Genomic DNA, 11,963 nt, shown 5'->3' with positions numbered 1-11,963 from the left:
GACGGCAGCGGCAGAGACGGGCGGGGCGAGGTCGATGCCCAGTTCGTCGCCGATGGCCGCGGCTGGGGCGTGCAGCACGCCGAGCAGCGCGCGTGCCTCGGCCATCGCCTGCGCATGCAGCGCCGGCGCCAGCGCCAGCCACGCGGCATGGGCGCGCCAGGTGGCGTCATCGGCATCCGGGTCCAGGCGCAAGGTCCAGTGCACCGCCTGTTCGAACACGCTGTCATCGAGCAGGCTGTCATCGGGTGAGTGAGGGGCGGTCATCGGTTGCCTATCCGTCAAGGAATGGGTCGGGCATCAGCGCAGACGGATGCCGGGCTATGTACGGGACGACGGGTCGACAGCGCCGGTTCCCCCGGCGGTGCCGTCAAATCTCGCGGCCGGCCTCGCGCAAGCGGCGTCGGCAATGGGTTACGGCCACGGCGATGTGTTTTTCGACCGTGCGCGGGGAGATGTCCAGATGCGCTGCGATCTGCGCGGTGCTCATGTTGCGGCCGCGGAACAGCACGAAGACGCGCCGTGCCTGCGGCGGCAGGTCGCGGATCGCCTGCAGCAGCACGGCGTACTCCTGCCGGCTCAGCGCGCTCTGGTAGGGCGAGGGCGCCGGACTGGGCACCTCGTGGCTGGTGTCGTTGGCGGCAAGGAAGCGGCTGCGCGATGCGGTCACGCGGCCCTGGTCGTTGGCGACGTTATCGATCACCGTGCGCAGGTAGCGTCCCGGGTCGCGCACAGCCTCGGCGCTCCCGGTGCCGGCGCCGCGCGTGGCCAGGCGGATCCAGGCATCGTGCACCAGATCGCCGGCCGCCCCCGCGTACTTGCGCGCGGCGTAGCGCTGCAGCTCCTCGTACTGGCGTTCCAGCGCCTCCACCAGCGGTGCAGGGCCGGGCGGGGGAGAGGAAAGGGGCATGGCATCCATCCCGGAAACCGTGTGGAAGACCGGCAGTCTAGTGCGGGTGATAGTCATTCTCAATTGCGGCGATATTGTGCCGCCTGTCGGCGCCGGCGCGCGCAGCGCGCCGGCCGAGACCGGTCGCCCTTGGAAATCGCTTGTGCATCATGCGCTTGCCGCCCCGCTGCGGAGGCGGCAAGCGCGCCAGTGTCAGGTGCGACATGCGCGCCGGCTTGCGGTCGCGGCTGGGACTGGTATCGTGCGCCGCCCGACCGTCGACGCCGAGACCCGAGCGATGCGTGGCACTCTCTACATCGTGGCGGCACCGTCCGGCGCCGGCAAGAGCAGCATCGTCAACGCCACCCTGGCGCGCGACCCGCAGATCGCGCTGTCGATCTCGTTCACCTCGCGTGCGCCGCGCCCGGGCGAACGCCATGCCGAGCACTACCATTTCGTCTCCGCCGACGCGTTCCAGGGCATGATCGATGCGGGCGACTTCTTCGAGTACGCCCGCGTGCACGGCGACTGGAAAGGCACCGCGCGGCAGTCGGTGGAGCCGCAGCTGGCCGCCGGCCACGACGTGCTGCTGGAGATCGACTGGCAGGGCGCGCGCCAGGTGCGGGCCAAGGTGCCGGATGCGGTCAGCGTGTTCATCCTGCCGCCGTCGCGCGAGGCCCTGGAGCAGCGCATGCGCAAGCGCGGCCAGGACAGCGAGGCGGTGATCGCGCAGCGGCTGGCCGCCGCGCGCGAGGAGATGTCGCACTACGCCGACTTCGACTACGTGATCGTCAACGAGCATTTCGACACCGCGGTGGACGAGATGTGCGCGATCTTCGTCGCCAGCCGCCTGCGCCGGCCGCAGCAGCAGCAGCGCCATGCCGCGTTGATCGATACCCTCCTGCAGGAACAGCCAACTGGCTGATTCCAAAGGGAACTGAATAGGGTGGGGTTGATCTCGGGCGGTTGCCGCCCTACAATCCCCGCCCTTTCCCTCATTCGAACGCGTGGCCGCCGCCGGCCCGCCGGGAGCCCGCATGGCCCGCATCACCGTAGAAGATTGCCTGGAAGTCGTTAACAACCGTTTCGAACTGGTCATGATGGCGTCCAAGCGCGCCCGCCAGCTCGCCAACGGCGTGCAGGCCACCCTCGACAACACCGAGTCGGCCGACAAGCCGACCGTGCTGGCGCTGCGCGAGATCGCCGCGCGCAAGATCGACAACGCGCTGATCGACGAGGTCGAGAAGGCCGAACGCGAGCGCGCCGAGCGCGAAGCCCTGGAATGGGCCGCGGCCGAGGTCGTCGCCGACGAGGACATGTCCAAGAACGACGACTGATCGCGTCCTGCGTCGCGATCGTCCTGCGAACAGCCCGCATCCGCGGGCTGTTTCGTTTTGCGGGTTTGCCGTCCACGCGCCGCTGGCATAGTCTTTCCACATGAACCCAGGCCCTTCTGCCCAGGTCGCCCACGCCGCGCCATCGTCGGCCGACGAGGCGGTCCCCGACTACGTCCTGCAGCTCGAACGCAGCGCCAGCTATCTGCCGCCCGAGCAGATCCCGCTGCTGCGCCGCGCCTGGGAGGTCGGTGCGGCCGCGCACGCGGGGCAGACCCGCAAGTCCGGCGAGCCCTACATCACCCACCCGGTGGCAGTGGCCGGTGTACTGGCCGAGCTCGGCCTGGACGTGGAGGCGCTGATCGCGGCGATCCTGCACGACACCATCGAAGACACGCCGCTGACCCGCGCCGAGCTGGCCGCCGAGTTCGGCGAGGCGGTGGCGGAACTGGTCGACGGCGTCACCAAGCTGGACAAGCTCAAGTTCCGCGACCGCCAGGAAGCGGCCGCCGAGAGCTTCCGCAAGATGCTGCTGGCGATGTCGCGCGACCTGCGCGTGATCATGATCAAGCTCGCCGATCGCCTGCACAACATGCGCACGCTGGGCGCGCAGAGCGCCGAGGCGCGCAGCCGCATCGCCCGCGAGACCCTGGAGATCTACGCGCCGATCGCTCAGCGCCTGGGCATGAGCCTGATGAAGTCCGAGCTGCAGAACCTCGGCTTCCGCGCGCTGCATCCGTGGCGCCACGCGATCATCGAAAAACACATCCGCAGCCAGCCGGTGGTGCGCCGCGAGTCGATGGCGCAGGTGGAAGTGCAGTTGTCGCAGCGCCTGGCCAAGGAAGGGCTGGAACACCGGCTGGTGAGCCGGATCAAGACGCCGTGGAGCATCTACAACAAGATGCGCGACGAGAACAAATCCTTCGACCAGGTGATGGACGTGTTCGGCTTCCGCCTGGTGGTGCGCGGCGTGCCCGACTGCTACCACGCCCTCGGCGCGGTGCATGCCACCTTCAAGCCGCTGGATGCGCGCTTCCGCGACTTCATCGCCATTCCCAAGGCCAACGGCTACCAGTCGCTGCACACGGTGCTGTTCGGGCCCTACGGCTCGCCGATCGAGGTGCAGATCCGCACCGAGGAAATGGACCTGATCGCCGAACGCGGCGTCGCCGCGCATTGGACCTACAAGTTCGGCGGCGATTCGCCCAACAGCGCGCAGAGCCGCGCGCATGCGTGGATCGTCGAACTGATCGAATCGCAGCGCGCCGCCGGCTCGTCGCTGGAGTTCCTGGACAACGTCAAGGTCGACCTGTTCCCGGACGAGGTCTACCTGTTCACGCCCAAGGGCAAGATCCTGGCGCTGCCGCGCAACTCCACCGCGCTGGACTTCGCCTATGCGGTGCATACCGACGTCGGCAACCGCGCGGTGGCCTCGCGCGTGGACAAGAAGCTGGTGCCGTTGCGCACCAAGCTGGTCAGCGGACAGACGGTGGAAGTGATCACCGCGCGCTCGGCCACGCCCAAGCCGCAGTGGCTGGAGTTCGTGGTCAGCAGCAAGGCGCGCACCGCGATCCGCCACCAGCTCAAGCAGCTCGAACACGAGGACGCGGTGCAGCTCGGCCATCGCATGCTCGATCGCGCGCTGGAGGCGATGGACAGCTCGCTGGAGCGGCTGCCCAAGGGGCGCCTTGATTCGTTCCTCAGCGAGCACCGCTACCCGCGCCTGGAGGCGCTGCTGGCCGACGTGGCCCTGGGCAACTGGATGCCCAACCAGGCGGCGCAGGCGCTGATGGCGTACGCCGAACTGCGCGGCGGCGGGCATTCCAAGCATTCGCAGGAAAAGATCCTGATCAACGGCACCGAGCGCGGCGTGGTCAGCTTCGCCAATTGCTGCCAGCCGATTCCCGGCGATGAGATCATGGGCTACCACACCGCCGGCAAGGGCATCGTGGTGCATCGCCTGGACTGTCCGAACCTGGCCGAACTGCGCAAGTCGCCCGAGCGCTGGGTGCCGATCGGCTGGGATACCAGCGTCATCGGCGACTACGACACCGCGCTGGTGGTGGACGTGGAGAACCGCACCGGCGTGCTCGCGCAACTGGCCGCGGCGATCGCGCAGAGCCAGTCCAACATCGAGCGCGTCGACTACCTGGACCGCGACTTCAATGCCGCGGTGCTGCGCTTCAACATCCAGGTGCGCGACCGCAACCACCTGGCCGAAGTGATGCGTCGGCTGCGGCGCTTGAATGCGGTGCAGAGCGTGCGCCGCCAGTAGGCGGTGCCGGGCGGAATGGGTCGGGAGTTCTTGTGGGAGGGACTTCAGTCCCGACGCGTGATGGTGTCAGGCGGCTTTCTGCTTCACTCCTCGCGGCTGAAGCCGCTCCCACAAGGAATGGACTGGGGCTTCGTGCCAGTGCACGTGATCGGGCATCGTCCGCGCCGCCTGTCAACGCGGCTGCATGACAGTCGACGCCTGCGAAAGAACGCTTGGTCGCGATCCTGTCATGGTCATGCTCCCCAATCCCCAGCCGCGCACGCCAGCTAAACTAGGCGGACATTCTTCCAACGGAGTCGCCATGTCCCGCCAGATCATCCATACCGACCGTGCACCGGCCGCGATCGGCCCGTATTCGCAAGCCGTGCGCGCCGGCAACACCGTGTACTTCTCCGGGCAGATCCCGCTGGATCCGGCCACCGGCGAGATCGTCGCCGGCGACATCGCCGCGCAGGCGCGCCGCGCGTTCGACAACCTGCAGGCGGTGGCCGAGGCGGCCGGCGGCTCGCTGGACCGCATCGTGCGCCTGGGGCTGTACCTCACCGACCTGGCGCAGTTCGCGCAGGTCAATGCGGTCATGCAGGACTACTTCCAGGCGCCGTTCCCCGCGCGTTCCACCATCGAAGTCTCGGCCCTGCCCAAGGGCGCGGGCTTCGAAGTGGACGCGGTGATGGTGCTGGACTGATCCCCCGCCGTGCCGCGCGTGCAGGTTCCGGCGCCGGCGCTGTCGGCGGCAGGCGAGGTGCCGCTGACCACGCTGCCCGGCGTCGGTCCCAAGCTGGCGGAGAAATTCGCCGCGCGCGGCCTGTCCACCCTGCAGGACCTGTGGCTGCACCTGCCGCTGCGCTATGAGGACCGCACCCGCCTGACCACGGTGGCGGCACTGCAGCCGGGCGTGCCCGCCCAGATCGAGGGGCGGGTGCAGGCGGTGGACCGCGGCTTCCGCTACCGGCCGATGCTGCGCGTGGCCGTGGCCGATGAGTCGCGCGGCACCCTGGTGCTGCGCTTCTTCCAGTTCCGTGCCGCGCAGGCGGCGCAGTTCGCGGTCGGCGCGCGCTTGCGCGCCTTCGGCACGCCCAAGCCGGGCCAGCACGGGCTGGAGTTCGTGCATCCCAGCTACCAGATCCTCGGCGAGGGCGACGATGCGGCGCTTGGCGATCGCCTGGATCCGGTGTACCCGGCGGTGGAGGGCGTCGGTCCGGCGACCGTGCGCCGGCTGATCGGCCAGGCGCTGGACCGGCTGCCGGAGGAGGCGGCACTGGAACTGCTGCCGGCGTCGCTGCTGAGCGAACTTGGCCTGCCGTCGCTGCGCAGTGCGTTGCTGGTCGCGCACCGGCCGCCGCCGCAGGCCGACCTGGCCGCGCTCGCCGCCGGCCTGCATCCGGCGCAGCAGCGCCTGGCGCTGGAGGAACTGCTCGCGCATCACCTGAGCCTGCGCCGCCAGCGCATCGCCATGCAGTGCCAGCCGGCGCCGTCGCTGCGCGGCCGCGGGCTGCTGGCCAAGCGGCTGCAGCAGTCGCTGCCGTTCCAACTGACCGGGGCGCAGCAACGCGTGTTCGCGCAGATCCGCGCCGACCTGGAGCGGCCGGCGCCGATGCTGCGGCTGGTGCAGGGCGACGTCGGCAGCGGCAAGACCGTGGTCGCCGCGCTGGCGGCGATGCTGGCGGTGGACAAGCGCAAGCAGGCGGCGCTGGCGGCGCCCACCGAACTGCTCGCCGAACAGCATCTGGCCAACCTGCGCGGTTGGCTGGAGCCGCTGGGCGTGCGTGTGGCCTGGCTGGCCGGCAAGGTCACCGGCAAGGCGCGCAGCGCGACCCTGGCGCAGATCGCCTCGGGCGAGGCGCAGGTGGTGGTCGGCACGCACGCGCTGATGCAGGAGGCGGTGCGCTTCCACGACCTGGCCCTGGCCATCGTCGACGAGCAGCACCGCTTCGGCGTGCACCAGCGCCTGGCGCTGCGCGACAAGGGCGCTTCCGGCGCAGGCGTGCCGCATCAACTGGTGATGACCGCCACGCCGATCCCGCGCACCCTGGCGATGGCCGCCTATGCCGATCTGGACGTTTCCTCGATCGACGAACTGCCGCCGGGGCGCACCCCGGTGCAGACCATCGTGCTCAACGCCGAGCGCCGTCCCGAGCTGGTGCAGCGCATCCGCGTGGCCTGCGCCGAAGGCCGCCAGGCCTACTGGGTCTGCACCCTGATCGAAGAGGCCGAGGACAACGAGAAGTCCGCGCAGGGCGGTGCCGGCAACCGGCTCGAGGCCAGCGCCGCGCAGGCCACCTTCGAAGCGTTGTCGGCGCAGTTGCCGGAACTGCGCGTGGGCCTGGTCCACGGACGCATGAAGCCGGCGGAGAAGCAGGCGGCGATGCGCGCGTTCAAGCAGGGCGAGATCGACCTGCTGGTCGCCACCACCGTCATCGAGGTCGGCGTGGACGTGCCCAATGCCTCGCTGATGATCATCGAGAACGCCGAACGCCTGGGGCTGGCGCAGCTGCACCAGTTGCGCGGGCGGGTCGGGCGCGGCGCGGCGGCGTCGAGCTGCGTGCTGATGTACCAGGCGCCGCTGTCGGCGATGGCGCGGCAGCGTCTGGAAACCATGCGCCAGACCAACGACGGCTTCGTCATCGCCGAGAAGGATCTGGAACTGCGCGGTCCCGGCGAACTGCTCGGCACCCGTCAGACCGGCCTGGCCGCGTTCCGCGTGGCCGACCTGGCCCGCGACGCTGGCCTGCTGCCGCGCGTGCACGCCCTGGCCGACCGGCTGCTGGAGGAAGCGCCGGTCCTGGCCGACCGCATCGTTGCGCGCTGGGTCGGTGGGGCGGTGCGGTTCGCCGGGGCGTGAGGGGCCGGGATTCGGCATTGGGAATTGGGGATTCGTAAAAGCGGCCGCTCCTTCGGGGAGAAACGTGGCGGTGTCGCCTTTGCGAATCCCCGCTTTCAACAGCCGAATGGCTGGTCATCCCGACTCCCCAATCCCAGCTCCTTCCCATGCCTGCCCGGCAGTGCCAGACTCGGCGGCCGAATGGACGAGCGAAGCGACGCATGAGCGACAAGATTCCCCTGTTGATCGATACCGACCCCGGCGTGGACGATGCGCTGGCGCTGTTGATGGCGTTCGCCGATCCGCGCCATGAGGTGGTCGGGCTGACCATCGCCGCCGGCAACGTCGGCCTGCGCCACACCGTGCGCAACGCGCTGAAACTGTGCGAAGTGGCCGGGCGCGAGGATGTGCCGGTGTTCGCCGGCTGCGCCGATCCGCTGCTGCACCCGTCGGTGGACGCCGGGCACGTGCACGGTCAGGACGGTTTCGGCGACGTCGACCTGCCGCCGGCCGCGCGCGGCGCCGAGGCCGAGCACGCCGCGCTGGCGATCCTGCGCCTGTCGCACCAGTACGCCGGGCGCCTGCTGCTGGTCGCGCTGGGGCCGCTGACCAATATCGCGCTGGCGCTGAAGCTGGACCCGACCCTGCCGCAGCGCGTCGGCCGCTTCCTGGTGATGGGCGGGGCGATCACCTGCCACGGCAACATCACCCCGGCCGCTGAGTTCAACATCGCCTTCGACCCGGAAGCCGCGCACATCGTGTTCAAGGCGTTCCCGCACATCGAAGTGGCGGATTGGGAGGCGACCGTGGCGCACGGCCTGCCGCACCGCGAGGTCGAGCAGTGGCTGGCGGTGGATGCGCCCAAGGCGCGCTTCTACGAGCTGATCTCGCGCAAGACCCGGCTGTGGTCGGAAGACGCACGCGGCGAGCACTGGTATGCCGCCGACGCGCTGGCGATGGCCTGGGCGCTGCAGCCCGACGGCGCCGAGGAGGTGCAGTCGCGGCCGATGCAGATCGAGCTGTCCGGGGTGCATACCCGCGGCGCCACCCTGGTCGACTGGAACCGCCAGCTGGGCCTGCCGGACAATGCGACCATGCTCATCCGCTACGACCACGCCCGTTTCCTGGGCCTGGCCCGCGCGGCGGTCGGCGCCGGCTGAGCCTGGCGATCCCGCCCGATTCCGGGCGGGACCGCAGTGGTAGGCAGCCCGTGAGCCGTCACCTCACTTGCCATCACGTAAACGTTGCGTGCAGGGCGGGAGGGCTGTTATAGTTTCCCTCTTGTCCAGCAGCCACCTACGGTGCGAGCCCATGAAGGCCGACATCCATCCCCAGTACCGCGACGTCGTGTTCCACGATGTCACCTCCGATTTCAAGATCCTGACCCGTTCGACCATGTCCTCGAAAGAGACGGTCAAGTGGGAGGACGGCGAAGAGTATCCGCTGATCAAGGTCGAAATCTCCTCGGCTTCGCACCCGTTCTACACGGGCAAGCACAAGGTCATCGACACCAGCGGCCGCATCGACAAGTTCCAGAAGCGCTACGCGCGCTGATCGGAACCGTCGAACGGATGTAAAGCGACGGCCGCCTGCGCGGCCGTTTTGCTATTCGACACATCCTGTCTTCCCGGCGTTGACGCGTCGGTGTCATCCTTCCGTGAAAGTGCGGCGAGGATGCAACGCTGTGTCGCTTTCCTGCCGCCATCGTGCAGCATGAGGGGTGAGCGACGACGCAAATGCTGCTGTGCGATAATGGCGCGATCCGTGGCGATTGCCGTGGACTTCCTTCACGCGTCTGTTCGCAACGTAATCGGACAGGCGCCTTCCATCGAGGAGCGCACACTGTGTCCGATCTTGATCAGGTCACGTTGAACGCCGGCGACAAGTCGGTCGTTCTTCCGGTACTCAAGCCCACCCTGGGCAACGATTGCGTCGACATTTCCAAGTTGACCAAGGAGACCGGTCTCTTCACCTACGACTCGGGCTTCACCGCGACCGCCAGCTGCAAGTCGGCGATCACTTACATCGACGGCGACAACGGCGTGCTGCTGTACCGCGGCTACCCGATCGAGCAGCTGGCCGAGAAGTCCAACTTCCTCGAAGTGGCCTATCTGCTGATGAACGGCGAGCTGCCCACCGCCGACGAATTCAAGAAGTTCGACCACGAAGTGACGCATCACACGATGATGCACGAGTCGCTGAAGAACTTCCTCGGCGGCTTCCGCCACGACGCGCACCCGATGGCGATGATGGCCGGCACCGTGGCCTCGCTGTCGGCGTTCTACCACGACACCCTCGACCTCAACGATCCGGAGCAGCGCCGCCTGGCCGCGATCCGGCTGATCGCCAAGGTGCCGACGATCGCCGCCGCCGCCTACCGCTACTCCATCGGCTGGCCGATCCGCTACCCGCGCAACAACCTCGGCTATGTCGAGCGCTTCCTGCACATGATGTTCGAGGTGCCGAGCGAGCAGCTGCAGATGAACCCGGTCGTGGCCAAGGCCCTGGACCTGCTGTTCATCCTGCACGCCGATCACGAGCAGAACGCCTCGACCTCGACCGTGCGTCTGGTCGGTTCCACCGGCGCCAATCCGTACGCCTCGGTCGCCGCGGGCATCACCGCGCTGTGGGGCCCGGCGCACGGCGGCGCCAACGAAGCCGTGCTGAAGATGCTGGAAGAGATCGGCACCGCCGACAATGTCGAGAGCGCCGTGGCCAAGGCCAAGGACAAGAACTCGAGCTTCCGCCTGATGGGCTTCGGCCACCGCGTGTACAAGAACTTCGACCCGCGCGCGAAGATCATCCGCGAGATGACCCACAAGGTGCTGGGCGAGCTGGGCGTCAACGACCCGCTGCTGGAAGTGGCGCTGAAGCTGGAAGAGGCCGCGCTGAAGGACGATTACTTCGTGCAGCGCAAGCTGTACCCGAACGTCGACTTCTACTCGGGCATCATCTACAAGGCGCTGAACATTCCGGTGGAGATGTTCACCGTGATGTTCGCCATTGCCCGTACCGCCGGCTGGGTCTCGCATTGGCTGGAGCAGCAGGTCGACCCGGAAATGAAGATCGGCCGTCCGCGCCAGATCTACACCGGCTACGACAAGCGCGACTACACCAGCGCCGACAAGCGCTGATCGATCGCCGTCAAGGCTGTCCGGAACGCCCCGCCTCGCGGGGCGTTTTTCGTTTGTGGCGTGGCCGAAGTGGGGAGGCAGATTGGCAGCAGCCTGTCGCGCCCACTGCAGGCCGCGACACGGGGCGCCAGCCAGCTGCGCGGCGCACGCGGCATCCTGACGCGGCGGTCCGCTCAGCCGGACTGGTAGTCGGCGATGTCCTGCTCGGTCAGCAGTTGCCGCAGTTGCGGCATCGAGGCGCGCCGCATCGGCTTTTCGTCCACCTGCGACAGCGGCGCCTGGCGCAGCGCGTCGTAGGGCAGCACGGTCAGGTCGAAGGTCAGTTCCTCGGCGGTGAACAGCCACACCGGGAAGTCCTCGCTACGCTCGCGGTCCAGGCGCAGGCGGCGGCTGCGCAGTTCGGCCGGGATCCGGTGTTCTTCGAGAAAACGTGCCACCGCCTCGGTGTCGTCGCTGTGCAGGTGCAACTGCACCGGACTGTTGGCGTCGGCGGTACCGTCGTGCACCGGTCCGGCCAGGCGTGGCGCGAAGGCGTGCAGGAAGTCCATCGCGCGCAGCGCCGCCTCGCGGCGCCGGCGCAGTTCGCCGGCATGGTCGGGGCCGGCGAACAGCCGCTGGTACTCGCGCAGGGCGTCCTCGATCTCGCTGTTGCGCGGCAGCGAGGCGTCGTCGTGGATGCCGAGCCGGTCGGCGGCCTTGAGCTTGGCCTGGTGGAAATCGCGGATGCCGCCTTCGGCCATCAGCCGGGCGGCTTCATGCGCTAGCCGGCGGCGGCGTTCGTGCGTGCGGGTCCGGGCGTGTTGCCGAGCGTGGTGCATGGTGCGCCTCCCCTCAAAGCCTGCCCCGACTGTACCGCAGCCTTGCGAAATTCGGGTGTAGCAGCCGCCCCTGCCTGAGGCGGCGTCCGCCGGGCGAGGCGCCCCCGGCGGGAACTGCCCCGGCGAGCGCCGGGGCCGGGGGGACGCGACGCGATCAGAAGATGTCGAATGCCGCGTCGTCGGTCTTCTGGTCCTGCAGGCTTTCGTCGAACTGCTGGATGCGGTCCATGTCCTCGGTCTTGACCCATTCCGTGGCGCCGTTGAGGCTGACCTGGACCATGCCGCCCGGCGGATCGTTGCGGGCGATCGGCTGATCCTTCAGCGCGACCCGCATGTAGTCGATCCAGATCGGCAGCGCCGCCTTGCCGCCGTATTCGCGGTAGCCGAGCGAGCGGTAGTCGTCGCGACCGACCCACACGGTGGTCACGTACGGGCCACCGAAGCCGGAGAACCAGGCGTCGCGATGGTCGTTGGTCGAGCCGGTCTTGCCGCCCACGTCCTCGCGGCCGAGCACCTTGGCGGCGGTGCCGGTGCCGCGCTGGACCACGTCGCGCATCATCGACACCAATTGATAGGCGGTGCGCTCGTCGATCGCGCGCGGCGCCACCTTGGCCTCGGGGTCGGCGGGCTTCTCGGCTGCAGCCGCCGTGGCCGCGGGCTCTGCCGGCTTGGTGGCCGCCGGCGGCGGCGTGGCA

General features: G+C 68.9%; 12 protein-coding genes. 8 read left to right on the top strand and 4 right to left on the bottom strand.

Annotation, left to right across the window (positions count from 1 at the left end):
• Both D588_RS24075 and D588_RS0105410 read right to left on the bottom strand, forming a co-directional pair.
• Nucleotides 1-264 (bottom strand): hypothetical protein (locus D588_RS24075; RefSeq protein ID WP_043083548.1); only part of this gene is annotated, 264 nt, incomplete at its 3' end.
• A gap of 103 nt (nt 265-367) precedes the next feature.
• Nucleotides 368-907, bottom strand: coding sequence for a sigma-70 family RNA polymerase sigma factor (locus tag D588_RS0105410; RefSeq protein ID WP_232764231.1), 540 nt, complete (start codon nt 905-907; stop codon nt 368-370).
• A 277-nt stretch (nt 908-1,184) separates the two neighbouring features.
• Here D588_RS0105410 and gmk point away from each other — a divergent pair, with 277 nt between their 5' ends.
• The 8 genes from gmk to D588_RS0105370 all read left to right on the top strand — a co-directional run bounded on the left by gmk (nt 1,185) and on the right by D588_RS0105370 (nt 10,450).
• The gene (gene gmk / locus D588_RS0105405) at nt 1,185-1,811 is read left to right on the top strand and encodes a guanylate kinase (protein ID WP_026143411.1); all 627 of its coding nucleotides are present in this window, start codon (nt 1,185-1,187) and stop codon (nt 1,809-1,811) included.
• Nucleotides 1,812-1,923: 112 nt separating this feature from the next.
• A complete protein-coding gene (gene rpoZ, locus D588_RS0105400; protein WP_010343101.1) occupies nt 1,924-2,223 on the top strand; it encodes a DNA-directed RNA polymerase subunit omega in 300 nt (99 codons plus the stop codon).
• A 100-nt stretch (nt 2,224-2,323) separates the two neighbouring features.
• On the top strand, nt 2,324-4,495 hold the full coding sequence (locus D588_RS0105395; RefSeq protein ID WP_017909851.1) for a bifunctional (p)ppGpp synthetase/guanosine-3',5'-bis(diphosphate) 3'-pyrophosphohydrolase: 2,172 nt from the start codon (nt 2,324-2,326) through the stop codon (nt 4,493-4,495).
• Nucleotides 4,496-4,796: 301 nt separating this feature from the next.
• A complete protein-coding gene (locus D588_RS0105390; RefSeq protein WP_010341827.1) occupies nt 4,797-5,180 on the top strand; it encodes a RidA family protein in 384 nt (127 codons plus the stop codon).
• Between the two features lie 9 nt (nt 5,181-5,189).
• The gene (gene recG, locus D588_RS0105385; protein ID WP_017915242.1) at nt 5,190-7,337 is read left to right on the top strand and encodes an ATP-dependent DNA helicase RecG; all 2,148 of its coding nucleotides are present in this window, start codon (nt 5,190-5,192) and stop codon (nt 7,335-7,337) included.
• A gap of 200 nt (nt 7,338-7,537) precedes the next feature.
• The gene (locus D588_RS0105380) at nt 7,538-8,476 is read left to right on the top strand and encodes a nucleoside hydrolase (protein ID WP_017914112.1); all 939 of its coding nucleotides are present in this window, start codon (nt 7,538-7,540) and stop codon (nt 8,474-8,476) included.
• A gap of 151 nt (nt 8,477-8,627) precedes the next feature.
• On the top strand, nt 8,628-8,870 hold the full coding sequence (locus tag D588_RS0105375) for a type B 50S ribosomal protein L31 (RefSeq protein WP_010341537.1): 243 nt from the start codon (nt 8,628-8,630) through the stop codon (nt 8,868-8,870).
• A gap of 290 nt (nt 8,871-9,160) precedes the next feature.
• Complete coding sequence (locus D588_RS0105370; RefSeq protein ID WP_026143410.1) at nt 9,161-10,450, top strand: citrate synthase; 1,290 nt, start codon at nt 9,161-9,163, stop codon at nt 10,448-10,450.
• Nucleotides 10,451-10,623: 173 nt separating this feature from the next.
• Here D588_RS0105370 and D588_RS0105365 read toward each other — a convergent pair whose 3' ends face one another.
• Both D588_RS0105365 and D588_RS24070 read right to left on the bottom strand, forming a co-directional pair.
• Nucleotides 10,624-11,268 carry a hypothetical protein gene (locus D588_RS0105365; RefSeq protein WP_017909856.1) on the bottom strand — a complete coding sequence of 215 codons (645 nt, stop codon included), beginning with the start codon at nt 11,266-11,268 and terminating at the stop codon, nt 10,624-10,626.
• A gap of 154 nt (nt 11,269-11,422) precedes the next feature.
• Nucleotides 11,423-11,963: penicillin-binding transpeptidase domain-containing protein (locus tag D588_RS24070; RefSeq protein WP_043083546.1), on the bottom strand; the 541-nt coding region annotated here is incomplete at its 5' end.

This window comes from Xanthomonas sp. SHU 308, assembly GCF_000364645.1.
In the GTDB taxonomy this organism is placed as follows: Bacteria; Pseudomonadota; Gammaproteobacteria; order Xanthomonadales; family Xanthomonadaceae; genus Xanthomonas_A; species Xanthomonas_A sontii.
Note: the sequence above shows the minus strand (reverse complement) of the source record. Positions and strands in the feature narration are given on the sequence as shown.